At 61.5% G+C, this 24638-nt stretch carries 27 protein-coding genes; 13 read left to right on the top strand and 14 right to left on the bottom strand.

Translation table 11 applies throughout. The annotated features are described in order from the left end of the window. The first annotated feature begins 291 nt into the window (after nt 1–291). The 4 genes from HX792_RS22160 (at nt 292) to HX792_RS22145 (ending at nt 5431) form a co-directional block, all read left to right on the top strand. Nucleotides 292–2064 (top strand): N-acetylglutaminylglutamine amidotransferase, encoded by a 1773-nt coding sequence (locus tag HX792_RS22160; RefSeq protein ID WP_176998093.1) that lies wholly within the window; start codon nt 292–294, stop codon nt 2062–2064. 3 nt (nt 2065–2067) lie between these two features. Next, nucleotides 2068–3801, top strand: a complete 1734-nt coding sequence (gene ngg / locus HX792_RS22155) for an N-acetylglutaminylglutamine synthetase (protein ID WP_176998092.1) — start codon at nt 2068–2070, stop codon at nt 3799–3801. A 148-nt stretch (nt 3802–3949) separates the two neighbouring features. Then, nucleotides 3950–5134 (top strand): osmoprotectant NAGGN system M42 family peptidase, encoded by a 1185-nt coding sequence (locus tag HX792_RS22150; RefSeq protein ID WP_176998091.1) that lies wholly within the window; start codon nt 3950–3952, stop codon nt 5132–5134. Nucleotides 5135–5203: 69 nt separating this feature from the next. Further along, a complete protein-coding gene (locus tag HX792_RS22145; RefSeq protein ID WP_176998090.1) occupies nt 5204–5431 on the top strand; it encodes a YheU family protein in 228 nt (75 codons plus the stop codon). Nucleotides 5432–5439: 8 nt separating this feature from the next. Here the strand turns inward: HX792_RS22145 and csrA are convergent, their stop codons facing one another. Beyond that, nucleotides 5440–5643 carry a carbon storage regulator CsrA gene (csrA, locus tag HX792_RS22140; RefSeq protein WP_176998089.1) on the bottom strand — a complete coding sequence of 68 codons (204 nt, stop codon included), beginning with the start codon at nt 5641–5643 and terminating at the stop codon, nt 5440–5442. Nucleotides 5644–5770: 127 nt separating this feature from the next. Then, entirely contained in the window at nt 5771–6586 is an 816-nt protein-coding gene (locus HX792_RS22135) for an SDR family oxidoreductase (RefSeq protein ID WP_176998088.1), read from the bottom strand. Nucleotides 6587–6913: 327 nt separating this feature from the next. Here HX792_RS22135 and HX792_RS22130 point away from each other — a divergent pair, with 327 nt between their 5' ends. Beyond that, complete coding sequence (locus HX792_RS22130; protein ID WP_015885095.1) at nt 6914–7066, top strand: DUF3309 family protein; 153 nt, start codon at nt 6914–6916, stop codon at nt 7064–7066. 71 nt (nt 7067–7137) lie between these two features. On the opposite strand, the gene HX792_RS22125 is transcribed toward HX792_RS22130, so the two are convergent. From HX792_RS22125 to HX792_RS22105, 5 genes are all read right to left on the bottom strand, one after another. Further along, nucleotides 7138–9231, bottom strand: coding sequence for an LTA synthase family protein (locus HX792_RS22125; RefSeq protein WP_176998087.1), 2094 nt, complete (start codon nt 9229–9231; stop codon nt 7138–7140). A gap of 319 nt (nt 9232–9550) precedes the next feature. After that, on the bottom strand, nt 9551–9742 hold the full coding sequence (locus HX792_RS22120; RefSeq protein ID WP_003172956.1) for a PLDc N-terminal domain-containing protein: 192 nt from the start codon (nt 9740–9742) through the stop codon (nt 9551–9553). Between the two features lie 67 nt (nt 9743–9809). Further along, entirely contained in the window at nt 9810–10340 is a 531-nt protein-coding gene (locus HX792_RS22115; protein ID WP_176998086.1) for a hypothetical protein, read from the bottom strand. A gap of 42 nt (nt 10341–10382) precedes the next feature. Next, nucleotides 10383–10898 carry an ankyrin repeat domain-containing protein gene (locus tag HX792_RS22110; RefSeq protein WP_176998085.1) on the bottom strand — a complete coding sequence of 172 codons (516 nt, stop codon included), beginning with the start codon at nt 10896–10898 and terminating at the stop codon, nt 10383–10385. Nucleotides 10899–11010: 112 nt separating this feature from the next. Then, nucleotides 11011–12837 (bottom strand): long-chain-acyl-CoA synthetase, encoded by a 1827-nt coding sequence (locus HX792_RS22105; RefSeq protein WP_176998084.1) that lies wholly within the window; start codon nt 12835–12837, stop codon nt 11011–11013. Between the two features lie 408 nt (nt 12838–13245). Between HX792_RS22105 and HX792_RS22100 the strand changes: the two genes are divergently transcribed. Further along, a complete protein-coding gene (locus HX792_RS22100; protein WP_048721059.1) occupies nt 13246–13524 on the top strand; it encodes a DUF3509 domain-containing protein in 279 nt (92 codons plus the stop codon). 59 nt (nt 13525–13583) lie between these two features. Here the strand turns inward: HX792_RS22100 and HX792_RS22095 are convergent, their stop codons facing one another. From HX792_RS22095 to aroC, 4 genes are all read right to left on the bottom strand, one after another. Beyond that, on the bottom strand, nt 13584–13853 hold the full coding sequence (locus HX792_RS22095; protein WP_176998083.1) for a response regulator transcription factor: 270 nt from the start codon (nt 13851–13853) through the stop codon (nt 13584–13586). A gap of 208 nt (nt 13854–14061) precedes the next feature. Beyond that, nucleotides 14062–14592: an acireductone dioxygenase gene (locus tag HX792_RS22090; RefSeq protein ID WP_176998082.1), complete on the bottom strand. Its 531-nt coding sequence runs from the start codon at nt 14590–14592 to the stop codon at nt 14062–14064. Beyond that, nucleotides 14589–15749 carry an MFS transporter gene (locus HX792_RS22085; protein WP_176998081.1) on the bottom strand — a complete coding sequence of 387 codons (1161 nt, stop codon included), beginning with the start codon at nt 15747–15749 and terminating at the stop codon, nt 14589–14591. Before HX792_RS22085 ends, HX792_RS22090 begins: the two co-directional genes overlap by 4 nt. A gap of 10 nt (nt 15750–15759) precedes the next feature. Then, nucleotides 15760–16851 (bottom strand): chorismate synthase, encoded by a 1092-nt coding sequence (gene aroC, locus HX792_RS22080; RefSeq protein ID WP_016976377.1) that lies wholly within the window; start codon nt 16849–16851, stop codon nt 15760–15762. A 143-nt stretch (nt 16852–16994) separates the two neighbouring features. On the opposite strand from aroC, the gene HX792_RS22075 reads away from it, so the two are divergent. After that, nucleotides 16995–17957 (top strand): alpha/beta hydrolase, encoded by a 963-nt coding sequence (locus HX792_RS22075; RefSeq protein ID WP_176998080.1) that lies wholly within the window; start codon nt 16995–16997, stop codon nt 17955–17957. A 99-nt stretch (nt 17958–18056) separates the two neighbouring features. Then, nucleotides 18057–18863: a hypothetical protein gene (locus tag HX792_RS22070; RefSeq protein WP_176998079.1), complete on the top strand. Its 807-nt coding sequence runs from the start codon at nt 18057–18059 to the stop codon at nt 18861–18863. Nucleotides 18864–18987: 124 nt separating this feature from the next. Here the strand turns inward: HX792_RS22070 and prmB are convergent, their stop codons facing one another. Next, the gene (gene prmB, locus HX792_RS22065) at nt 18988–19896 is read right to left on the bottom strand and encodes a 50S ribosomal protein L3 N(5)-glutamine methyltransferase (protein WP_176998078.1); all 909 of its coding nucleotides are present in this window, start codon (nt 19894–19896) and stop codon (nt 18988–18990) included. A gap of 239 nt (nt 19897–20135) precedes the next feature. On the opposite strand from prmB, the gene HX792_RS22060 reads away from it, so the two are divergent. The 5 genes from HX792_RS22060 (at nt 20136) to HX792_RS22040 (ending at nt 22919) form a co-directional block, all read left to right on the top strand. Further along, nucleotides 20136–20726, top strand: a complete 591-nt coding sequence (locus HX792_RS22060) for a cysteine hydrolase family protein (RefSeq protein WP_176998077.1) — start codon at nt 20136–20138, stop codon at nt 20724–20726. 141 nt (nt 20727–20867) lie between these two features. Beyond that, nucleotides 20868–21188 carry a hypothetical protein gene (locus HX792_RS22055; protein WP_176998076.1) on the top strand — a complete coding sequence of 107 codons (321 nt, stop codon included), beginning with the start codon at nt 20868–20870 and terminating at the stop codon, nt 21186–21188. A gap of 75 nt (nt 21189–21263) precedes the next feature. Continuing rightward, the gene (locus HX792_RS22050; RefSeq protein ID WP_071487667.1) at nt 21264–21821 is read left to right on the top strand and encodes a Smr/MutS family protein; all 558 of its coding nucleotides are present in this window, start codon (nt 21264–21266) and stop codon (nt 21819–21821) included. Between the two features lie 78 nt (nt 21822–21899). Beyond that, nucleotides 21900–22445 carry a GTP cyclohydrolase I FolE gene (gene folE / locus HX792_RS22045; protein WP_003204506.1) on the top strand — a complete coding sequence of 182 codons (546 nt, stop codon included), beginning with the start codon at nt 21900–21902 and terminating at the stop codon, nt 22443–22445. Nucleotides 22446–22547: 102 nt separating this feature from the next. Continuing rightward, nucleotides 22548–22919, top strand: coding sequence for a glutathione S-transferase N-terminal domain-containing protein (locus tag HX792_RS22040; protein ID WP_176998075.1), 372 nt, complete (start codon nt 22548–22550; stop codon nt 22917–22919). A gap of 78 nt (nt 22920–22997) precedes the next feature. Here HX792_RS22040 and HX792_RS22035 read toward each other — a convergent pair whose 3' ends face one another. Both HX792_RS22035 and HX792_RS22030 read right to left on the bottom strand, forming a co-directional pair. Continuing rightward, a complete protein-coding gene (locus tag HX792_RS22035) occupies nt 22998–23315 on the bottom strand; it encodes a hypothetical protein (protein WP_176998074.1) in 318 nt (105 codons plus the stop codon). Continuing rightward, complete coding sequence (locus HX792_RS22030; protein ID WP_176998073.1) at nt 23312–24637, bottom strand: acyclic terpene utilization AtuA family protein; 1326 nt, start codon at nt 24635–24637, stop codon at nt 23312–23314. Before HX792_RS22030 ends, HX792_RS22035 begins: the two co-directional genes overlap by 4 nt. Between the last annotated feature and the right edge of the window lies 1 nt (nt 24638).

Below are 24638 nucleotides of genomic sequence, written 5' to 3'. Positions count from 1 at the left end.
TTTGATAATGGTGGATCACGATAAGCGCGAAGTGCCGGAAAACAGATTCGAATAACCCCGCATTGAGCCAGCCGATCAACCCGGATTTTCCATGCAAACTGGCGTTATTTACCGCCATGTCGCCGCAGCCCCCGCCAGACAAAGACCGACCAACAGAAGGTTACGGCTATTTGCCTTATAACTTATCGGTCTAAAACTCCACGGATAGCACTGGGTCAGTTTCTGGGTACGCGCCCTTCGGGGCGTATTGAGTGTTGACCCCTCCCCAACGGAAAAACCGGTAAGGAATTTATGTGCGGATTAGCTGGAGAATTACGTTTCGATGCCCAACCTGCCGACCTGGCTGCGATTGAGCGCATCACCCATCATTTGGCCCCCCGTGGCCCCGACGCCTGGGGCTTCCACGCCCAAGGGCCGATTGCCCTGGGCCACCGACGCCTGAAAATCATGGACCTGTCGGACGGCTCGGCCCAACCGATGGTCGACGCCCACCTGGGCCTGTCCCTGGCCTTCAACGGCGCCATCTACAACTTCCCGGAATTGAGAGAAGAGCTGGAAGCCCTGGGCTACGCCTTCTATTCCGGTGGCGACACCGAGGTGCTGCTCAAGGGGTATCACGCCTGGGGCAAAGCCCTGCTGCCCAAGCTCAACGGCATGTTTGCCTTTGCCATCTGGGAGCGTGACACCCAGCGCCTGTTCATCGCCCGTGACCGTCTCGGCGTGAAGCCGCTGTACCTGTCGCGCACCGGCCAGCGCCTGCGGTTTGCCTCGGCGTTGCCGGCATTGCTCAAGGGCGGCGACATCAACCCGATCCTCGACCCCGTGGCGCTGAACCATTACCTGAACTTCCACGCCGTGGTGCCGGCCCCGCGCACCCTGCTGGCGGGCATTGAAAAACTGCCACCAGCCAGCTGGATGCGCATCGACGCCAGCGGCAAGACCGAGCAGAAAACCTGGTGGACCCTGCCCTACGGCCCGCGTGAGGACGAAAAACACCTGACGCTGGAAGACTGGACCGACCGCGTGCTGGACAGCACCCGCGAAGCCGTGGCCATCCGCCAACGTGCCGCGGTGGATGTCGGCGTGTTGCTGTCCGGTGGTGTGGATTCGAGCATGCTCGTCGGCCTGTTGCGCGAAGTCGGCGTGGAAGACCTGTCGACCTTCTCCATCGGCTTTGAAGACGCCGGTGGCGAACGCGGCGACGAGTTCCAGTATTCGGACCTGATCGCCAAGCACTACGGCACGCGCCATCATCAGTTGCGGATTGCCGAAAGCGAGATCATCGAGCAACTGCCAGCTGCCTTCCGCGCCATGAGCGAGCCGATGGTCAGTCATGACTGTATCGCGTTCTACCTGCTGTCGCGGGAAGTGGCCAAGCACTGCAAGGTGGTGCAGAGCGGCCAGGGCGCCGATGAGCTGTTCGCCGGTTACCACTGGTACCCGCAGGTGGACGGCGCCAGCGACCCGTATGCGGCGTACCGCGAGGCATTCTTTGATCGCAGTTACGACGACTACGCCGCCACCGTCGCGCCTAAATGGCTGACCGCCAATGACGCCGCTGGCGACTTCGTACGTGAACATTTTGCGATGCCCGGCGCGGACGCTGCGGTCGACAAGGCGTTGCGCCTGGACAGCACGGTGATGCTGGTGGACGACCCGGTCAAACGCGTCGACAACATGACCATGGCCTGGGGCCTGGAAGCGCGAACGCCCTTCCTGGACTACCGCCTGGTGGAGCTGTCGGCCCGCGTGCCGGCTAAGTTCAAGCTGCCCGACGGCGGCAAGCAGGTGCTGAAAGAAGCGGCGCGCCGGGTCATTCCCAGTGAAGTCATCGACCGCAAAAAGGGTTACTTCCCGGTGCCGGGCCTCAAGCATTTGCAGGGCGACACCCTGAACTGGGTACGCGAACTGCTGCTGGACCCGAGCCAGGATCGTGGCCTGTTCAACCCTGCGATGCTCGACCGTCTGCTCACCGACCCGCAAGGCCAACTGACTCCGCTGCGCGGCTCCAAGCTGTGGCAACTGGCGGCGCTGAACCTGTGGCTCAGTGAACAAGGAATCTGATCGATGAAACCCCATGCAGCGGCTTACAGCCAACGCCTGCTCAAGGGCCAGGCGCCGTCTTATGAGCGTCTGCAAGCCCGGCTCGCCGAAGATGGCAGCCCTTCAAGTGACCAACCGATTGCCGTGCATTGCGGCTGGGGCCGGTTGCTGATCGGGCACACCTTTCCCGACCCCGCGAGCCTGGCCCAGGAGCTGCTCAACGAGCAGCCCGGGGAGCGCGATATCGCGTTGTACGTGGCCGCGCCCCAGCAGATCCTGGGGATCGACCCTCAGCAACTGTTTCTCGACCCCTCCGATACCTTGCGCCTGTGGTTCACCGACTACCGCCCGGCCACCCGGGTGTTCCGCGGCTTCCGTATTCGCCGGGTGCAGACCGAGGCGGATTGGGCAGCGGTCAACCAGCTGTACCAGGGGCGCGGCATGTTGCCGGTGGACGCCGAACGCCTCACGCCGCGCCATCAAGGTGGCCCGGTGTACTGGCTGGCCGAAGACGAAGACAGCGGCGCGGTGATCGGCAGCGTGATGGGCCTCAATCACCAGAAAGCCTTCCATGACCCGGAGAACGGTTGCAGCCTGTGGTGCCTGGCGGTCGACCCGCAATGCACGCGCCCAGGCGTCGGTGAAGTGTTGGTGCGCCACTTAGTGGAGCACTTCATGAGCCGGGGCCTGAGCTACCTGGATTTGTCGGTACTGCACGATAACCGCCAGGCCAAGGGCCTTTACGCCAAGCTCGGTTTTCGTGCGCTGACCACCTTTGCGATCAAGCGCAAGAACGGCATCAACCAGCCGTTGTTTCTCGGCCCCGGCCCCCAGGCGGGGTTCAACCCCTATGCGCGGATCATCGTCGAGGAAGCCCATCGACGTGGCATCGATGTGCAAGTGGATGACGCCGACGCTGGCCTGTTCACCCTGAGTCACGGCGGGCGCCGTGTGCGCTGCCGTGAGTCGTTGAGCGACCTGACCAGCGCCATCAGCATGACCCTGTGCCAGGACAAAAGCCTGACCCACAAGGTGCTCAAGGCCGCCGGTTTGAAACTGCCGTCGCAGCAGTTGGCGGGCAGTGCCGATGACAACCTGGAGTTTCTCGATGAGCACCAGCGCATCGTGGTCAAGCCGCTGGACGGCGAACAGGGCCAAGGCGTTGCGGTGGACCTGCAAAGTATCGAAGAGGTGCAGAAGGCCATCGAGGCGGCGCGCCAGTTCGACAGCCGGGTGCTGCTGGAAAGCTTCCACGAAGGCCTGGATCTGCGCATTCTGGTGATCGGTTTTGAAGTGGTCGCCGCCGCCATCCGCCGCCCAGCCGAGGTGACCGGTGACGGCCACCATTCCATCGGCGCATTGATCGAAGCCCAGAGCCGGCGGCGCCAGGCGGCCACCGATGGCGAGAGCAAGATCCCCCTCGACGCCGAAACCCAGCGCACCCTGCACGCGGCGGGTTACGACTACAGCAGCATCCTGCCCCGTGGCCAGACCCTGGCCGTGCGCCGCACCGCCAACCTGCACACCGGCGGCTGCCTGGAGGACGTCACCGCGATCCTGCACCCCACGCTGGTGGACGCCGCCGTGCGCGCCGCCCGTGCGCTGGATATCCCCATGGTGGGCCTGGACCTGATGGTGCCGGCCGCCGATCAACCCGAGTACGTGTTTATCGAAGCCAACGAGCGGGCCGGACTGGCCAACCATGAGCCGCAGCCGACGGCTGAGCGGTTTGTGGACCTGCTGTTTCCCCACAGTTAGCTGACTGCTTGAGAGGTGGGGTGCCTGCACTGGCCCCATCGCAGGCAAGCCAGCTCCCACATTGGAATGCGATCACCTGTGGGAGCCGGGCTTGCCCGCGATGAGGCCTTTACAGGCACTGCATCCTGACAAGCCAACAGGAGTCTTTATGAGCCGAACCATCCCAGAACCCGACCTCACCTACCTGCAGAAAGTCCTGCTGGAAATGCTCGCCATCCCCAGCCCCACCGGGTTCACCGACACCATCGTGCGCTACGTCGCCGAACGCCTGGAAGAACTGGGCATCCCTTTTGAAATGACCCGGCGCGGCACCATTCGCGCCACCCTCAAGGGCCAGAAAAACAGCCCCGACCGCGCCGTGTCGGCACACTTGGACACCATCGGCGCCGCCGTGCGCGCCATCAAGGACAACGGCCGCCTGAGCCTGGCGCCGGTGGGCTGCTGGTCAAGCCGCTTTGCCGAGGGCAGCCGCGTCAGCCTGTTCACTGATAATGGCGTGATCCGTGGCAGCGTGCTGCCGTTGATGGCCTCCGGGCATGCCTTCAACACCGCCGTGGATGAAATGCCGGTGAGCTGGGACCACGTGGAATTGCGCCTGGACACCTACTGCGCCACCCGCGCCGACTGTGATTCCCTAGGCATCAGCGTCGGCGACTATGTGGCGTTCGACCCCCTGCCCGAATTCACCGAGAGCGGGCATATCAGCGCCCGTCACCTGGATGACAAAGCCGGCGTGGCCGCCCTGCTCGCGGCGCTCAAGGCGATCGTCGACAGCGGCGAACCCTTGCTGATCGACTGCCACCCGCTGTTCACCATCACCGAGGAAACCGGCAGCGGTGCAGCGGCCGCCTTGCCGTGGGACGTGAGTGAGTTCGTCGGCATCGACATCGCCCCGGTCGCCCCCGGCCAGCACTCCAGTGAACATGCGGTCAGCGTGGCGATGCAGGATTCTGGTGGGCCTTACGACTATCACCTGTCCCGCCACCTGCTGCGCCTGGCCTCGGATAACGAGCTGCCGGTGCGCCGTGACCTGTTCCGTTATTACTTCAGCGACGCGCACTCGGCGGTCACGGCTGGCCACGATATCCGCACCGCCTTGCTGGCGTTCGGTTGCGATGCCACCCATGGTTACGAGCGCACGCACATCGACAGCCTGGCGGCATTGAGCCGCTTGCTGGGTGCCTACATCCTCAGCCCGCCCGTGTTCGCCAGCGATGCGCAGCCCGCCCAGGGCTCCCTGGACCGGTTCAGCCACCAGCTGGAACATGAGACACAAATGGAGAGCGATACACGGGTGCCGTCGGTGGACAGCCTGGTCGGGCAGAAGTCCTGACGCGGGCAACGGCTGGTCACAAGAGCCCCGGCGCAGTAGGATCGCCGGGACTCTATCCACGAGGCTTGTATGCTGATTCCCCACGATGCACTTGAAGTCGACACCCTGACGCGCCTCATCGAAGACTTCGTCACCCGCGACGGCACTGACAATGGCGACGAAACGCCTCTGGAAACTCGCGTATTACGCGTGCGCCAGGCGTTGACCAAAGGCCAGGCACTGATCGTATTCGACCCTGAAAGCGAGCAGTGCCAATTGATGCTCAAGCACGATGTGCCCAAGCATCTGTTCGACTGACAACGGTTTCAGGGGTTGGGCGCCGCCGCTGGATGGCTGGCGGCGCGTTGGCGCTCAAGGATTTTCTGATACACCTCGGCACGGTGCACGTGCACCCCGGTCGGTGCTTCCACACCAAACTTCACCTGGGGCCCGTTCAACTCGAGAATGTGAAGCGTGATGTCATCGCCGATGGAGATGACTTCGCCTACGGCACGGCTTAAAACCAGCATGGCGGTTGTCCTTTTTCAATGACAGGACCTTGACCATGCGCGCTCAGGTAGGGGTCATCAATGCCTTGCGACAAAAACAGCCCCCGCCTACACCCCCAGGTAATTTACCTGACAGACCGCACCTCAATCAGGCTTTAGCAGCCTGCGCCTTGGCGCGCATCTTGTCCGCCATGGTTGTCATCTCGTGGTACAGCAACTGCGGGTTTTTCTGCTTCAGCGCCCAGGCCATGCGGCCCTGCTCGTGGGGCAGGATCATGAACTCGCCCTGTGCCACCTGCTGATAAATGTAGTCGGCGATATCGGCTGCCGAGATCGGCGAGCTTTCCAGCAACTTGCCCACCTGGGCTTTCATTGCAGGGGTTGGCCCACGGAAGGAGTCCAGCAGGTTGGTCTGGAAGAACGAGGGGCAGACCACGTGCACACCCACCTCCTGTTGCTTGAGCTCCACCAGCAGGCTTTCCGACAACGCCACCACACCCGCCTTGGCCACGTTGTAGTTGCTCATGGCCGGGCCCTGCATCAGGGCCGCCATCGACGCGATGTTGATGATGCGCCCCTTGCTCTTTTCCAGCAGCGGCAGGAACGCCTTGCAGCCCTTGACCACGCCCATCAGGTTGATTGCGATCTGCCAGTCCCAGTCTTCCAGGGACAACTCGGCGAAAAAGCCGCCCGAGGCCACACCGGCATTGTTGACAATCACATCGATGCCGCCGAGCTTGACTTCGCAAGCCTGGGCAAACGCCGTGAGCTGGCTGTAGTCGCGCACGTCGCAACGCTGCACAAAACCATCGCCACCGGCCGCGCGGACCAGCTTCAGGGTTTCCTGCAGGCCAGGCTCGCTGACATCCGACAAGGCCAACTGCCACCCCTCGCGGGCCCAGCGCAGAGCGATTTCGCGACCCAGGCCGGATCCGGCGCCAGTGATCATCATGCGATTTTGCATAGGAAGTTGCCTTGTGGTTCACAGAAGAAGTGATCGGCAGTGTAGCGAAGGTTTTTCCTGCACCCACGCACCATCCAATTGATGAATGCCTCAGGCAAACCGGCGCCCGGGTGCGAGGACGCTCTATAGCCTAAGTTCAATATTTTTCAACTAGGCAGCTGAAGTTGGGAACGCATTAAAAGAAATAAGCATGTTTGAGAAATGCTTTAAAAAAATAGTGAATTTTCTGCGAATGGCCAGAGTCGGAGTTGTTAAGGCGTCCGTAAATAAAACGGACCTTACTTTAAATAACCGGTCTTTGCAGAAGGCCTATAAGGAAGATAAACCATGAGCCTCATTCTGATCATTATCCTGATCCTCCTGCTGGTCGGCGGCCTGCCGGTATTCCCACACTCCCGTAACTGGGGTTATGGCCCCTCGGGTATCCTCGGTGTGGTACTGGTAGTGCTTCTGGTGCTGCTGTTGCTCGGCCGGATATAAACGCAGCTCCGTAGATTTAAAAAAGCAAAAAAAAGAGGCCTCCAGGAGGCCTCTTTTTTATTGCCGGTTAGTTAGTCCGGCTTGCCATCAACCACACCTGCGGTGTTATCCAACAGGCTCTTGGTGGCAGTCTGCAGGAACGACTCGAGTTTCTGCTTGAGGGCAGCCTCGTCCGGCGATTCTGGAATCACTTTGCCGGTAGGGCTTTCACCCAGTTCGTACTCCCACAGCTTGGGTGGCATTTCCTTCGGCAGTACCAGCACGCGGTCACCGGTGAGCAAGGCCACGGTCTGGTCGCTGCCCGATGGTTTGATCACGCCGAAGCCCTTGTCGCCTTCCGGCAGGTTCAGCAGGTCGCGGCCCCAGCACTGTTGCAGGGTTTCGCCACCGAGGCGGCCCATGATGGTCGGCACGATGTCGATCTGGGTGCCCACGGTGTGGTCACGCTGGCCGAATTTTTCCTGGATGCCCGGTGCGATCATCAGCATCGGCACGTTGAAGCGGCCCAGGTCCATCTCGGTAATCTGCTGCTCGTTACCAAAACCGTGGTCACCCACCACCACGAACAGGGTTTCCTTGAAGTACGGCTCTTTGCGGGCCTTTTCAAAGAACTGGCCCAGGGCCCAGTCGGAGTAGCGCATGGCGGTCAAGTGCTCGTCCAGGCTGCCACGGCCAGTGACCTTGTCGACCGGCAAAGGCGTCGGCAAGGCATACGGGGTGTGGTTGGACAGGGTCTGCAACAGCGCATAGAACGGCTTGCCACTTTCGCCACGGGTCTTCAGCTCTTCCAGGCCACGGTTGAACATGTCCTGGTCGGACACGCCCCACGTCGGGTCGGAGAACACCGGGTTGACGAAGTCATTGCGGCCGATGAAGTTGGTCATGCCCTGGTTGCTGAAGAAGCCCGACTGGTTGTCCCAGGCGAAATCGCCGTTGTAGACATACACGTCGTCAAACTTGCGCGCGCTGAGCAGCTGCGGCAGGCCCGACAGCTTGTGGCTGCCTTCCGGCGTCTGCATCAGGTATTCGAAACCCGGCAAGTTCGGGAAGCACGCCATGGTGGCAAACATACCCTGGTGGGTGTGGGTGCCGTTGGAGAAGAAGCGATCGAACAGCAGGCCTTCCTTGGACAGTTTGTCGAAGTACGGCGTGATGTTGCCCGGACGGCCCAAGGCGCCCACCGAGTGACCGGCGAAGCTTTCCATCAGGATGACCACGACGTTCTTGATCGGCAGGGTCTTCTCGGCCGGTGGCGTGAAGTCACGGCGAACGGCAGCGGTGTCGGTATCCACCAGCTTCTCGAACGCCGGCAACAGCAACATGTCGCGCACGGTCTGGGTGGCCAGCGGCTGCTCCAGGGTGGCCTTCCAGATGTTGGAACGTTCTTCGGAGAAGCGCGACTTGGCCGCAGCAATCAACGACAGGGTGCCATTGAGGCCCAGTTGGTTGGCGAAGTTCGAGTCGGTGGTGTAGACGTCACCCCAACGCAGCGGCGGACCCTGACGCAAGGTGCCACGGATGGCGACCACGGCGATCAACAGGCAGACCACAAACACCGCGATACGGGTGTACCAAGGGGCCACCTGGCGCGTGCCGATGCTGCCGCCGCTGAACGGGCCACGGGGGCGCGTTGCGCGGTCGGCGCCTTTGAAGGCGATGCTCAGGATCAGCGTACCCAAGGCCCACGCCAGCAGGTAGCGCACCACCGGGAAACCGTACCAGAGCATGCTCATCACGGTTTTCGGGTCTTCCTTCACGTACTGGAAGACCAGGCCATTGAGGCGCTGGTGGAACTCACGGTAGAAGTCCATTTCCATCAGGCCCAGGAACAGGCAAATGCTGGACGCGACGGTCAGCCACAAACGGAAGAACCCACGTGCCGCCATGGCCCGCACGCTGAACAAGGCCAGCAGCAGCGGCACCAGCACGTACATCACCAGGCGGATATCCAGGCGCAGGCCGTTGGCGAATGCTTCCAGGAATGTCGAGGCCGGTGTGTCGAGGATCATCTCGCGGTTGTAGACCAGCAGCGCCAGGCGCAGCAGGGAGAACATCACCATCATGACCAGTGCGCAGAGCAGCGTGTAAGCCAGATGGGATTTGACGGTCGGTTGCAGCAGGCGATTAGAAGCTCGCTGCTGACTCAGGGCGTCCGGGTTTGCCATGTCGTTTCAGGACCCATTGGAAGTTTAAGTTGCGAAATAATGCAGTGGCGTCCGTCCCTCGCCCAGGCTGGCTGGGGTAGGCGGTTAACGCGGTGGCGCAAATGGTGCCCGATCAATGGCATCAACGCTATTAATTACTGAACGGACGCCGCTGCCCGGGCTTTAATAGCCCGCAAGCTAAAGCCTTGGCTGGGTGATCGAGCCGCAGAATTGTCTTGGATAAGATGTGAAAATTCTGTGCAGCGAATATTTCGACACACAAAATCCACATATAAGAAGGGATGTAGCAACTATTTGCATAGTTGCTACAAGGGCGCGATCAGATCCGAACGTTACCGCGCGGCCCGGCAATGGCCCAGATGATCAGGCCCAATACCGGCAACAACAGGATCAGCAGGATCCACAGCACTTTGGCGCCCGTGCTCGCGCCGCTTTTGAACACGTTGATGATCGCCCAGATATCCAGCGCGAGGATGATCAGCCCGATCAGACCATTAAAAGTGGAACCCATGGTGTCGCTCCTAAGTGGGTGCTTGTTTGCTTAGGATGTTCAGCGTTGGCCAGGGTTCCGTTTTATTTCAGACGTGCAGGGCAATGCGCAACGCTTCCAAAGACGGCTCGCCCTTGATACCCACTTCGGCACACAGTTCCAGCACGCGCGGCAGGTCGTTGCCGTACACCAGCACGGCCTGGATCTCGTCATCCAGCAACTGGCTGAAGTTGAGCAGCACGTAGCCACCGTCTTCAGGGCTGAGGGCGCTCATCTGGATCTGGATACGGTTGAGGGCCGTGAGGTCTTCGGTCTTGGCCAGTTGCTTGGGCTTGAGGTTGAAGGCGACACCAGGGCCGAACGAGGCGACGATCTGGGCGAACAGGTCGCTATAGGTATCGGCCTGGAACAGCACGGTGTCGGGCAGGCTGCCGACCACCACCCACTCCCCCAACGGAATCGGGAAGGTGTCGTCGTAGTTGATATCCGGGTTGGCTGCCAGAAACGCCGCAGGGTCTGCGTAGGCCTGCGCCGCTTCATCGGCGATGCGCGCCACTTCCTCCGCCCCCATGACGCCAGCGCTGATTTTGCTGATGAGTTCGACGAGGGCGGTTTTCATGATGGCGATCCTGTGACGGGCTGGTTTTCGAGGGCGCGTAGCCTACACCAGTTTCTGCAGCTGCGCCGCCGTATCCACTGCACCCATGGTCTGGGCCGCAGCCAGCGCAGTGGCACCCTGGGCATCGGCAGCCTTGGGGTTGGCGCCCTGGGCGAGCAGATATTCGACCATTTCAACTCGGTTGAACATCGCCGCCATCATCAATGCGGTGCGCCCGTCGGAAGACGCCGCGTCCACCGGTGCGCCGCCCTCGATCAGCGCCTTGACCACCGCCAGGTTGCCTTTGAACGCCGCACCGGCCATCGGCAATTGGTTTTTGTCGTTGGCGATCTGTGGGTCGGCCTTGAACTCCAGCAGCACTTTCACCGCATCGGCGTGGCCGTGATAGGCCGCGAGCATCAGCAACGTGTCGCCATTGTGGTTACGGAAGTTGGCGGGCAAGCCCTTGGCCAGCAACGCCGCGAGCATGGCTGCGTCGCCGCGGCGGGCCACGTCGAAGACCTGTTCGGCAAATTCGGCGGCTTCATCTTCAGTCATCTGTTTGGCTTGGTCTGACATGTGGGGGCTCCTTGTCTGGTGCTGTATATGGCGCCCAGTGTCGCGAGGGAGTTCCCACCTGTCATGGCTTTTTTGTCAAAAGCGGCCATAGGCAGAATCAATAAGGCTGCTTTCAGTAACGAAAGTGGCCAGCCTGGATCTGCGCCAACAGTTGACCGGTCACCGGTACGTAGCAGTCCGAACCCGGCAACCACGCGTAGACCGGGTCATTACCGGCCTTCTCCGGGTCGAACGCCTCTTCCTTGAGCTTGACCTTCTGGTACTTGAAGGTGCCGGTGGTTTCCATCTTCACCTTGATGCGCAGGAACAGCGGCACCGCATAGTGCGGCAACTGGCCGTGGGCGAACTGCAGCAACTCGCGCATATCCAGTGAAGCCAGGGACTCGCTGGGCGTGATGGCAACCATCCCGGCGCGGCCATTGGTGTTTTCGATCTCCACCCCATAGGCCACCACTTCGGCGATCTGCGGATGTTGCAGCAAGACGTTTTCCACTTCCGTGGTGGACACGTTTTCGCCCTTCCAGCGATAGGTATCCCCCAGCCGGTCGACAAATTGCGCGTGGCCGAAGCCGATGCTGCGCACCAGGTCGCCGGTATTGAAGTAGCGGTCACCCTTCTCGAACACGTCCGTGAGGATCACCTTGCGGTTCTTTTCCGGGTCGGTGTAGCCGTCATAGGGTGACTTTTCATCGATCCGGGCCAGCAGCAAGCCCTGCCCGCCTTTCTTCACTTTCTGCATGAAACCATCGCTGCCACGGATCGGCTCTCCCGTGTCGTGGGCGTAGTCCACCAGCGCCCAGTGTTGCAGGCAAAAGCCGACGGTGTTGTCGAAATTCAAAATATTGGTGAAGCCAATATTGCCGTCGCTGGCGGCATACAACTCGCAGACATGCTCGACGCCATGCCGCGCCTTGAACTGCGCCCACACCCCAGGGCGCAAGCCGTTGCCGACCATCTTGGTCACGCGGTGATCACGGTCTTTTTCGCTGGCGGGCTGGTCGAGCAAGTAGCGACACAATTCGCCGACATAACCGAGAGTCGTCGCCTTGAACCTGCGCGCGTCCTCCCAGAACTGGCTGGCGCTGAACTTGCGCCGGATGGCGAACCCCGAGGCGCCGACAATCGCCGAGCCCCAGCACACGCACAGGCCAGTAGCGTGGTACAGCGGCAGGGTGCAATAAAGGACGTCCTCTGGCCCCATGTCCAGGGCGATGCTGCCGAAACTGACCGCGGTCTTGGTCCAGCGGCCGTGCTTCATGATGCCGGCCTTGGGCAGGCCAGTGGTGCCGGAGGTGTAGATATAGAAGCAGGGGTCGTTGAAAAAGATCTGCGCGGTGCTGGAAGGATTATCCACCGGGCACTCGGCGCTGGCCGTCATCAGGTCGATGTAACCGTGGGGTACTGCATTGTCCTGCTGCTCCGCGACAAACCAGGTGCGCTCGGCGGGAATCTGCACCTGTTCACGCACAGCTTCATAGGCCGCCACCAGTTCCGCGCCTACCACAATCGCCGCCGGGCTCACCAGGTTCAGGCTGTGCACCAGTGCCGCCTGAGTCTGCGCCGTATTGAGCATCGCGCAAATGCCGCCCAACTTCGCCACCGCCAGCACGTTGAGCAGCAATTCGAGGCGGTTCTCGATGAACAGCGCCACGACATCGCCCTTTTGCATGCCCTGGGCCTGCAAGTAATGGGCGATGCGATTGGCGCGTTGATTGGCTTGACGGTACGTGAGCTGGCGGTCGGCAGACAGCAACGCAATGCCATCCGGGTTGCGCAGGGTGGCCTGTTCAAACTGCCAGCCCAGGCCACAGGGTTGCGCGGGGTCGGTGACATTCGCCGCGCGCATGCCGCGCACCACCCGTGGCAGGGCGCGAACAATGGCGGGCACCTTACGCAGCATCATGCTCCAGGTGATCATGTCGTTTTGCGGATGGCTCATGGAGGAACGTCCTTTTTCTTATTCTTCGTATGATCCAGAAACAGCGACCCATCTGTAGGCAGAAGGCCGGATGTCTTGAAGGAAAATACGCCAGCCATTCTTGGGCTGTACATGCGGGATTTGAAAAGTTTTGTATCCCGGTGCCACGCCTTCATTTAAATGGAATTTACCCTCGCAGCCGGCAGTCGATATCCATGAAGGGGGCCGGCACGCCATGGAAAAAGCGCGGCCCGGATAACGCAAAATGCAGGATGCACGATGGCCCTTCATGCAATTTGCACGAAAACGAAAATCGCCATTTTTTATAACTCATTGTTTTATAACGTTTTTATACAAAACCAAATACTGGCACAATCACTGCACCTATCACTCCATGCTTGCCAACTTGAGCCAACGGAGCTGATAGACATGAGCCTGATCCAAGATAAATTCGCTTCTGTATTCTCCCAGTACGACGTCACCACCCAGCCACGTCCAGACGGTGGCATCCTGTTGACCCTGCGCAACAGCGAAGGCAAACAGGTCAAGCGTTCGATCTCGTACCAACAACTGCACACGGCCGATCAACTGACTTGGGTGATCAGCGCCATTCGCCGCGACCTGGCCGAGCAAGCCAGTGACCTGCCACAGATTTCCATGCTGCAAAGCCAGAACCGCTTTGCCCTGCCGACCTACCATTCGGCTTAAGCATCCGCCACAAAAAAGGGCCGCGACGCCGTTGAGCGTCGCGGCCCTTTTTCATGCCCTCAGCACAGGCCCAGGCGGGCCGCTTCGTTCATCGCCTGAACCCGGTTGGTGACTTCCAGCTTGCCGTAGATATTACGCAGGTGGAATTTCACGGTGGCTTCGGAGATCGCGCGAATCTGGCTGATTTCCCAGACGGTCTTCCCTTCCGAAGCCCAGCGCAGGATGACCAGTTCGGTCGGTGTAAGGGGTTTGCCAGACAAGCTCAGGCGTCTTCTGATCGCCATGGGTACAGCACCCAGTGCACGGCATGACTCCTCGGGGCCATTCATTACTCTCTCCTTATTATTAGCGGACGCCCCGCCCATCTTCGGATTACTCCGATTGACAGGCGCTATAAACATTGAGGCAAGAGAGAGTTACATAACCGATGGCGTGAAAACGTAGGACCTCGAATAAACAGCCGCACCTTACAGATAACTAGGCTTCTTCCCACAGCAACTTCCAACCTGCCGGGGTTGATCATTTTTACGCTTATGCTTAGTCGTCCAAACCAGGAAACGCTGAGGCAATGGCGTCACCGGTCAGGACGGGCACCCCACCCTGCGCGGAATCAAACAAGCGCAACGCCACAAAGTGCGGGTTTTCGCCCATGTCGAACCAGTGCGGCAGACCGGCCGGGACAACCAGCAAGTCGTTCTTTTCGCAGCGCACCGCGTAGACATAGTCACCTACATGCAGGCAAAACAGCCCCTGACCGGCAATGAAAAAACGCGCATCGTCTTCAGGGTAGCGACGCTCATCCAGGAACTGGGCACGCATTTCGGCCGCCTGCAGGTGGTCTCCCGTGACACTCAGCAACTCGACCGAGCGGTAGCCCAAGGCATCGATCTGCGGCTGGTAGGCCGCGATCATTTCAGCCGCACTGGCGCCCTTTTCTATCGGGCTGGGTTGCCAGCGCTCGAACCGAACGCCGTGCTCGGCCAGGGTCGACACGATATCGTCGAAGTGGGTGAGCACCTTGTTCGGGGTATCAGGCGTGGCGATGTGATAAACGGCGACATAACTCATTGCACGGTTCCTCTATTCGGCTCTTGCAAGCGCAGGCCAATGATAACGGCGGCCGCCAGGGCCGCGACGCTGGCGATACTGAATGTCAGGGTCGGCCCCAGCAGGTTCCAGCTGTAACCGGCATACAGGGCGCCTAACGCGCCACCGGTGCCGGCCAGTGCGGCATACAGCGCCTGCCCCTGGCCTTGCTGGCGGTCGCCAAAGCTGCGTTGCACAAAGGCAATCGCCGCCGCATGAAAGCTGCCGAACGTCGCGGCGTGCATGACTTGCGCCAGCAGCAATACCCACAGGTATTCGGCGAACGAACCCAGCAACAGCCAACGCAGCGCGGCCAGCAGGAAGCTGGCCAGCAACACCCTGCGCACAGAGAAGCGATTGAGGATGCGGCTCATGGCCAGGAACATCAGCACTTCGGCCACCACCCCCAGCGCCCAGAGCATGCCGATCACGCCACGGCTGTAGCCCAGGTGTTCCAGGTGCAGGGTCAGGAAGGTGTAATACGGGCCGTGGCTCAGTTGCATCAGCGCCACGCAGGCGTAGAACGCCAGCACGCCAGGACTGCGCAATTGCTTGAGAAAACCGTCACCGGCCAGGCGGTTGCCGTGGGTGGCGGGCTGCGCGTTCGGTACCCACAGGCTGGCGCCGATGATGCCGGCCATGATCACCACGACCACCACCGGGTAAATGTCCAGGCTCAGCCAGTCGAACAACCGGCCCATGATGACCACGGTGAGGATGAAACCGATGGAGCCCCACAGCCGGACCTGGCTGTAGCGCGAGGTCTGTTTGTGCAGGTGGGCCAGGGTGATCACTTCAAACTGCGGGAGCACCGCGTGCCAGAAGAACGCATGCAGCGCCATCACCAGCGCCAGCCAGGTGTAGGTCTTGCTGACGAAGATCAACGAGAAGCTGGCCAGGGTACAGACCGCACCGAAACGCACGATGGCCAGGCGCCGACCGGTGTAATCCCCCAGCCAGCCCCACAGGTTCGGCGCCACGCAGCGCATCAGCATGGGGATGGCCACCAGCTCGCCAATGCGCGCGCTGGAGAACCCCAGGTGATCGAAGTACAGCGCCAGGAACGGCGCCGTCGCCCCCAGCAGGGCGAAGTAGAACAGGTAGAAGCTGGAGAGGCGCCAGTATGGAAGGGCTGTCACAGCCGAACCGTCACAGCTGGCCCAGCACCGGCGTACTCACGCGCACATCCGCATTCTGCCCACGATTGCGCAGCAGGTGGTCCATCAGCACGATGGCCATCATCGCCTCGGCAATCGGCGTGGCACGGATGCCCACGCAGGGGTCGTGACGGCCCTTGGTGATCACGTCCACCGGGTTGCCGTGCACATCGATCGAACGACCCGGCGTGGTGATGCTCGACGTGGCCTTGAGCGCCAGGTGCGCCACAATCGGCTGGCCGGAGGAAATGCCACCGAGGATGCCGCCCGCGTTATTGCTGAGGAAACCTTCCGGGGTCAGCTCGTCACGGTGCTCGGTGCCACGCTGGGACACGCAGGCGAAACCGGCGCCGATTTCCACGCCCTTGACCGCGTTGATGCTCATCAGCGCGTGGGCGAGTTCGGCGTCCAGGCGGTCGAAGATCGGTTCACCCAGGCCAGGTTTGACGCCTTCGGCCACCACGGTGATCTTGGCACCGACGGAGTCCTGGTCACGGCGCAACTGGTCCATATAGGCCTCCAGCTCCGGCACTTTGTCCGGGTCGGGGCTGAAGAAGGCGTTGTCTTCGACGCTGTCCCAGGTCTTGAACGGGATTTCGATCGGGCCCAGCTGGCTCATGTAGCCACGGATCACGATGCCCTGGGTGGCCAGGTATTTCTTGGCAATCGCACCCGCAGCCACGCGCATCGCGGTTTCGCGCGCGGAACTGCGGCCACCGCCACGGTAATCGCGCTCGCCGTATTTGTGGTGGTAGGTGTAGTCCGCGTGGGCCGGGCGGAACAGGTCCTTGATGGCCGAGTAGTCCTTGGACTTCTGGTCGGTGTTGCGGATCAGCAGGCCGATAGCGCAACCGGTGGTGCGGCCTTCGAACACGCCGGAGAGGATCTCGACTTCGTCGGGCTCCTGGCGCTGGGTGGTGTGGCGGCTGGTACCGGGCTTGCGGCGGTCGAGGTCACGCTGCAGGTCTTCCAGAGACAGCTCCAGACCCGGCGGGCAGCCGTCGACAATGGCGACCAACGCCGGGCCATGGCTTTCGCCCGCGGTGGTGACAGTGAACAGTTTGCCGAAGGTATTGCCGGACATGCAGGGCGCTCCGTGAAATCAGTTGAATCAAGTCAACCGTAATAACTTAAGGCGGCCAGTATACGCAGGCTAACCGAGTAGTTCATCCTCGAAACCTTACCGGTAGACCTTTGTCCAACCGGCACCTTTCTCATAATGGCGCGATGATGCTGCGAGTTCTGCTGTTCACCCTCACCCTGTTTGCCGCCGTGGCCCAGGCCGCCTCCCCCGTTGTACTGCAACGCCCCATCAGCCTGGACACCGGCAGTGGCGAGCTGTTTGGTTCGTTGCTGCTGCCCCAGTCCGACAAGCCCGTGCCGGTGGTGCTGATCATCGCCGGTTCCGGCCCCACGGACCGCAATGGCAACAGCGCCGACGGCGCACGCAATGACAGCCTCAAACGCCTGGCCTGGGTACTGGCCCGGCATAACATCGCCAGCGTGCGCTACGACAAGCGCGGGGTGGCCGCCAGCCTGGCCGCCACCCCGGACGAACGCAACCTGACCCTCGACGCCTATGTGGCTGACGCCGTGGCCTGGGGCAAGCTGCTCAAGGCTGACAAACGCATGGGCCCGCTGATTGTGCTGGGCCACAGTGAAGGCGCGTTGGTGGCGGCCCTTGCCGCGCCGCAACTCGACCCGGCCGGGGTCATTTCGCTGTCAGGCAGCGCCCGCCCGGTCGACCAGGTGATCCGCCAGCAATTGGCCGACCACCTGCCCCCTGCCCTGCTGCTGCGCAGCAATGAAATCCTCGACCACCTCAAGGCTGGCCAAGTGGACGCCGATGTCCCCGCCCCGCTGGAGGGGATATTCCGGCCGAGCGTGCAGCCTTACCTGATCAGCCTGTTCCGCGCCGATCCCTCCGCGGCCTTTGCGAAGTTGAACATGCCGGCCCTGATCCTCCAGGGCACCAACGATATCCAGGTGGGCGTGGGCGATGCCCGGCAACTGAAAAAGGCCAAGCCCGATGCGCAGTTGGCGGTGATCGAAGGCATGAACCACGTGATGCGCATCGTGCCCAACGACGTGAAGCAACAACTGGCCTCCTACAACGACCCGCAATTACCTCTCGCCGCAGAGCTGGGTGAGCGGGTGGTGCGCTTTATCGGCGGACTTGGGCCCCGTTAAGCGACTATTTGCCTCCAGTCCTGGAGAAAGCGGCCGATAAGCCCAGTGTCGACAGTAAAAAGACTGCCGACTCGCTGGGCTTGGACAGGATCGCGCCGCATGACAACCACTGAAGCAACACCGGAACCGACCGCCGAAACCCCGGCTGAAAAAACCGAGGCCAACGACGCGGCCGCCTTGCCGTGGGCGGACGTGCAGGCCGAACATTTCAAGATGCTGCGCCTGGCGCCCCTGGCCACTGACCGCGCCACTGGCGTGCGGCCGCTGCGCTTTGTGCAGTTCGGCTACGCCGAACGCCACGATAAACGCCACAGCCTGTTGCGCATGGTGATTCAACTGCCAGGGCAACGGGTGCGCCGCGAGCAGAACCACTTGGACATCTGGGTCGACCACGACACCCATCGCGTGCATTTCGGCCCGGGCAACAGCCTGGAAATCGAACCCGCCAACCGTGGCATCGGCCGCTTCCTGGTCGCACAAGGTGCGGCGTGGGCGAAGAAGAAATGGTCCCACTACCGCGTCGACGGCGTGGACCTGGCCAATAAGGACGCGCTAAACGAAGCCACGCGCCTGCGCCGTGATCACTTCCTGCGTATCCAGGGGTTTGATGTGGCTTACGCCGATGTGCAGCACCTCAAGGGCAACGTACAGCCGGGCAAGGTCAGCGATGTGCTGGACAGCTGGAACACCGAGAAGCTGCAGTTCGTGGAGATCCTCGAAGCCGCGCAGATGTTGCAACAGGCCGAGCAGAACCTGGCAGAGCAGGAAGTGAAGCTGCGCAAGGAAGAGGAAAAGGTCACCAAGTTCAAGCGTGAAGACAGCGGTTTGCGCTTTACCATCACCTGCCTGGTGGCGTTTACCGTGTTTCAGGCGGGGTTGTTGATCTGGATTGCCACGCACCGCTGACAGCGGCTGAAATGCGGTCAACCATGTGGGAGCTGGCTTGCCTGCGATAGCGGCAGTGAATTCACCATCGCTATCGCAGGCAAGCCAGCTCCCACAGTGACCGCGTTTCTATCTTGCGATTGGGTTAAATGCGGGCGGCGAAGATGGCCTGATGCTGGCGGCACTGCTCGGCCGTCAACATGAATACGCCGTGGCCGCCGCGCTGGAAGTCCAGCCAGGCGAAGTCCACTTCCGGGTACAACGCCTCGACGTGCACCTGGCTGTTGCCCACTTCAACGATCAGCAAGCCCTTCTCGGTCAGGTGGTCTGCCGCTTCGGCCAACATGCGCCGCACCAGGTTCAAGCCATCATCGCCGCAGGCCAGGCCCAGTTCCGGTTCGTGCTGGTATTCGTCGGGCATGTCGGCGAAATCTTCGGCATCGACATACGGCGGGTTGGACACGATCAGGTCAAAACGCTGGCCCGGCAGGCCATCGAAGCCATCACCCTGTACGGTGTAGACGCGCTCATCGACGCCATGGCGCTCGATGTTCTGGTTGGCCACTTCCAGCGCTTCGAAGGACAAGTCCCCCAACACCACTTCGGCGTCCTGGAACTCATAGGCGCAGGCAATACCGATGCAACCGGAGCCGGTGCACAGGTCGAGGATGCGCGCGGGCGGTTGCCCCAGCCAAGGCTCGAAGCGGTTTTCGATCAGCTCGCCAATCGGGGAGCGCGGGATCAACACGCGTTCATCGACAATAAACGACAGGCCGCAGAACCACGCCTCTTTCAGCAGGTAGGCGGTGGGCACGCGCTCATGGATACGACGATGCAGCAGACGCTGTACGTGGGAGATTTCCTCTTCTTCGAGGTTGCAGTCCAGGTAGCTGTCAGCAATTTCCCAAGGCAGGTGCAAGGCACCGAGCACCAATTGCCGGGCTTCGTCCCAGGCATTGTCGGTGCCATGGCCGAAAAACAGGTCTTCCCCATGGAAACGGCTGACAGCCCAACGGATGTGGTCGCGCAAGGTGCGCAGGCGGGATGTGATCACGGGGGAGAACTCCTGGAAAAAACGACTGGCGATTCTAACAGCCTTCGCCTGTCCCTTCGATGTACGAAAACCCTTCGCCATCCGTCGGATTTCATCCATTTTGCCATCATTGCGCTAAACAAGCCGCCCACTTGACATGGCTGCACGTCAACAACGGCGTACCTTACGATGGTAGCGGTTCACAGAACCGCTCAGCCAGTGGACAATGTCGCAAAAGCCCCCCTCACAGGAGCCCCAGAATGTCCGTTCCAAAGACGATGTTTCAACTCAGCGGTCGCGGTTACGCAGCAGCCAACCTGAACCATGCGACCCTCGTGATCATCGACGCCCAGAAGGAATACCTCAGCGGCCCACTCGCCCTCTCGGGCATGGATGCGGCGGTTGGCAACATCAAGCAGCTGGTCACTGCTGCACGTAACGCCGGACGTCCCATCGTGCATGTGCGCCACCTCGGTACCGTGGGCGGCCTGTTCGACCCCCAGGGCGAGCGCGGCCAGTTCATTCCCGGTCTGGAACCCGAAGGTGACGAAACCGTCATCGGCAAGCTGCTGCCCAGCGCGTTCCATGGCACCGGCCTGGAAAAACACCTGCAAGACCTTGGCTCCCTGGACCTGATCGTGTGCGGTTTCATGAGCCACTCAAGCGTCAGCACCACCGTGCGCGCCGCCAAGAACCTGGGCTTTCGCTGCACCCTGGTGGAAGACGCCTGCGCCACCCGCGACCTGCCTTACAAAGGCGGCATCCTGAGCGCCGAGCACGTGCAACAGACCGAAATGGCCATCATGGCCGACAACTTCGCCACCCTGGCGCTGACCAAAGATCTGATCTGATCGACCTTCCGGTGAGCGGCGCGGCCTGTTTACGGCCCCGCTCATCCGCAAAGCCTTCTCATTTGGCGCATTTACCCCTCCCCCCGGAACAACCTGTGTATTGTCCGGTCGAAGGGCCGATACCCTGGAGGAAAGGTCGGAATGAAGATATCCGATGGTTTTGATGCTCGTCGCTTGCGCCCCAAGGGCCCGAGCAACTGGCGTCTGCGCCTGGTGGCGGGCTTTGCCGCGCTGCTGGCGATTGTAGGTTTGTTGATGGCTGGCGCGGGTGGCGCCGGTTTGTTGGGTCACTCGCCCGCCCTGGGCGAATTGAACGCCAGCCCTGGCGGTTCGGCTATCCTGTTGGCGATCGGGCTGTTGGTGCTGTGGTTGGGCGTGTGGTTGTGGCGCCGTAGCCGTCGGAAAATGCGCCAGCCGTTGTCGCTCAACATCGCCTCACACCTGATGAAAAAGCACGACTGATGGCGCTTGGATAGCGTTTCCTGCGCCCCGGCCGCCGCGATTTAGGTAAACTGCCCGCCCTTCGCCGAGGCTGACATGCAAGACGACGATTTTTCCCTGTTCAAAAACGAGCTGCGCGGCGTCAAGCCGATCAAGCACGACCGTGCCGACACCGGTAAACCCAAGGCTGACCGCGCGCAGATCGCCAAGCTGCGCCAGGCCGCGACCGTGCGCACTGATGCCACGACCGTGGACGGCCTGTCGGACCAGTTCGTGATCGATGTCGGCCCCGAAGACGAACTGATGTGGGCCCGCGATGGCGTGCAGGAAAGCCAGATGCGCAAGCTCAAGATCGGCCAGATCCCTTTTGAGGGCAGCCTGGACCTGCACGGCATGAGCGTGGAGAAAGCCCGGGAAACCCTGTGGGCCTTCCTGGCCGAAGCCACTAAGTTCGAAATCCGCTGCGTGCGCGTCACCCACGGCAAGGCCGTGCGGCTCGATGGCAAGCGGCCAATGATCAAGAGTCACGTCAATACCTGGCTGCGCCAGCACGCCCAGGTGCTCGGCTTTACCTCGTGCCAAGCCCGCCACGGCGGCGCGGGTGCGGTGTATGTGATGCTCAAGCGCACCATGATGGAAGGCCGCGACGAGTAACAACTGCCATCGTCAGGCTTGCAGCGATGTGTCCGCCACCGTAACCTTGCGCTTTGCGAAAATCCCACAGGTAGTTTCATGTCCCTGGAACAGAATTACACCGCGATCCTCGGCCAGCTCGGCGAGGACGTTTCCCGCGAGGGCCTGCTCGACACGCCAAAGCGTGCCGCCAAGGCGATGCAGTACCTCTGCCGCGGTTATGAACAGACGCTGGAAGAAGTCACCAACGGTGCCTTGTTCAGCTCCGACAACAGCGAAATGGTGCTGGTCAAGGACATCGAGTTGTACTCGCTGTGCGAACACCACCTGCTGCCGTTCATCGGCAAGGCCCACGTGGCGTATATCCCGAGCGGCAAAGTGCTGGGCCTGTCGAAGGTCGCGCGAATTGTCGACATGTACGCCCGCCGCCTGCAGATCCAGGAAAACCTCAGTCGCCAGATCGCCGATGCGGTCCAGCAGGTGACCGGTGCCCTGGGCGTTGCCGTGGTGATCGAAGCCAAGCACATGTGCATGATGATGCGCGGTGTCGAGAAGCAGAATTCGTCGATGATCACCTCGGTGATGCTCGGTGAGTTCCGTGAAAACGCGGCCACCCGCAGCGAATTCCTCAGCCTGATCAAGTAATCGGCGGGGCAGGAAAAGACCGGCGTTCATTGCCGGTTTTTTTTCGCCCGCAGAATTGCTGTAAGCTGCGACCCCTTCTGTTCTGGGCAAGAGGTTCAAGCCATGTTCGTCAAAGCACTTCGAGTGGGCCTCGGCCACGTCATCATCGCGGGCGATTTCCTGACCCGCCCACGTAAAAAGCAGCGCCCTGCCGAACAGCAGGCACAGGTGAACGAGGCCGCCAAGGACCTGACCCTGTACCAGTTCCACGCCTGCCCGTTCTGCGTGAAGACCCGCCGCACCTTGCACCGCCTGAATGTGCCGGTGGCGTTGAAGGACGCGAAGAACAACGAGCAGGACCGCCAGACCCTGCTGGAGCAAGGCGGCAAGATCAAGGTGCCGTGCCTGCGCATCGAAGAGAACGGCCAGACCACCTGGATGTACGACTCCAAGGTGATCATCGATTACCTGGACAAGCGCTTCGCCGCGATCTGACACACAACGCCCACTTGTAGGAGCCCGGCTTGCCGGCGATAGCGTTCTCAAGGACGCCATCGCCGGCAAGCCGGGCTCCTACAGGTCGTTGAGTTCCAGGTCCAAGAGTGCCGAACCCAGGCACTTGCCATGGGCATCCAGCGCCAGCGAACGCGTCACCCCGCCCCGCAAAATCCCCGGCAGCACGAAGTTCAGCGCCTGCACATTCGGCAATTCATACCGTCGTACCGGCGCCGCCCCTGGCTCCCGCAAGCCCGCGAAGTACTCGGCCACGCGCTCGGCCGTCAGCTGCTCACACAGCAATGGATAATCTTCGGCCCGGTACGCAATGATCGAGATGTTCGACGTATCGCCCTTGTCCCCGGTGCGGGAATGGGCCAGCGTGTGCAGTTTCATGCTTGAATCCTCGGGTTGACCTTATCGCGCGGCAGCAGCAACGACGCCACCGCCACCACCTGCCGCACGCTTTTACTCGCCCCACCGCCACCCGACGGGCCGTTGGTGTAGAGGGTTTCCACCTCATTGCCGACCCGCACCGCCTCGCTGCGTTCTTCGCAACGGGCTGCCACGCGCAAGCGCACTTCCCAGGGCTCGACGCTGCTGCGCGGGCCGTGCAGCGAGTCCATGCCAATCAGTTCGGCGCGCACGTCCAGCATCTTCACACCCATCAATTCCAGGCGCTTGAGCACCACATCCCGCGCCAGTTGGGCCCGTGCCACAGCGCCAGGCCCGCCGTACGACATCTGCCCCTCGCCAATCCAACCGTCCAGATAACCGACACTGACCTTCAACTGCTCGGGCCGCGCACGGCCGCCCGCGCCCTGGGCACGCACCCGATCAACGCTTTCTTCAACAAACCCGACCTGGGAAAAATCGGCCGTCACATCCGGCGTCAGGTAGGCCGCCGGGTCGTGCACCTCGTAGATCAATTGCTCGGTACACGTAGCGCGGCTGACGCGACCACCTGAACCGCTGACCTTGGTGATCAAGGCTTCACCGTCTGCAGTGATCTCGGCCAACGGAAAACCCAGGCGCGCCAGGTCATCCACATCCTTCAAACCCGGGTCAGCAAAGTAGCCACCACTCACCTGCCCGGCACACTCAAGCAAATGCCCCACCAGCGTACCGCCCCCCAGGCGCTGCCAATTGTCCTGCGCCCAGCCGAATTCAAACATCTGCGGCGCCAGGAACAGCGAAGGGTCAGCCACGCGACCGGTGATCACCACGTCTGCGTCAGCGTGCAACGCCTGCAGAATGCCGTCGACGCCCAGGTAGGCGTTCGCCGAAAGTAGCCGCTCACCCAAGGAGCCGACGGTCTGGCCGTTATCCAGCAAAAACTCGGGTTGCAAGACCTGCAATACGTCATCGCCGACCACGGCAACTACTTTGAGAACCAGGCCTAGCGCAGCCGCAATCCGCCGCACTTCATCGGCTGCCGCCACCGGGTTGGCCGCGCCCATATTGGTGATCACCCGCAAGCGTCGGCGCCCTGCCTTCATGCCGACAAAGGGCAGTACGCGGCGCATGCGTTCACTCAGCAGCGGGTCGTAACCGCCCGCTGGGTCGTTGATCCGCGCCTGTTGCGCCAACGCAATGGTGCGTTCGGCCAGGCATTCGAACACCAGGTAATCCAGGTCGCCCTGCTCGGCCAGTTCCACGGCGGGCTCGATACGGTCGCCGGAATAGCCGGCGCCGGAACCGATGCGCAAGGTTTTCATG

The sequence above is a fragment of the Pseudomonas sp. B6002 genome (genome assembly GCF_013385985.1).
Lineage (GTDB): Bacteria > Pseudomonadota > Gammaproteobacteria > Pseudomonadales > Pseudomonadaceae > Aquipseudomonas.
The sequence above is the reverse complement of the archived record's forward strand: the minus strand, read 5'-3'. Positions and strand labels throughout refer to the sequence as shown.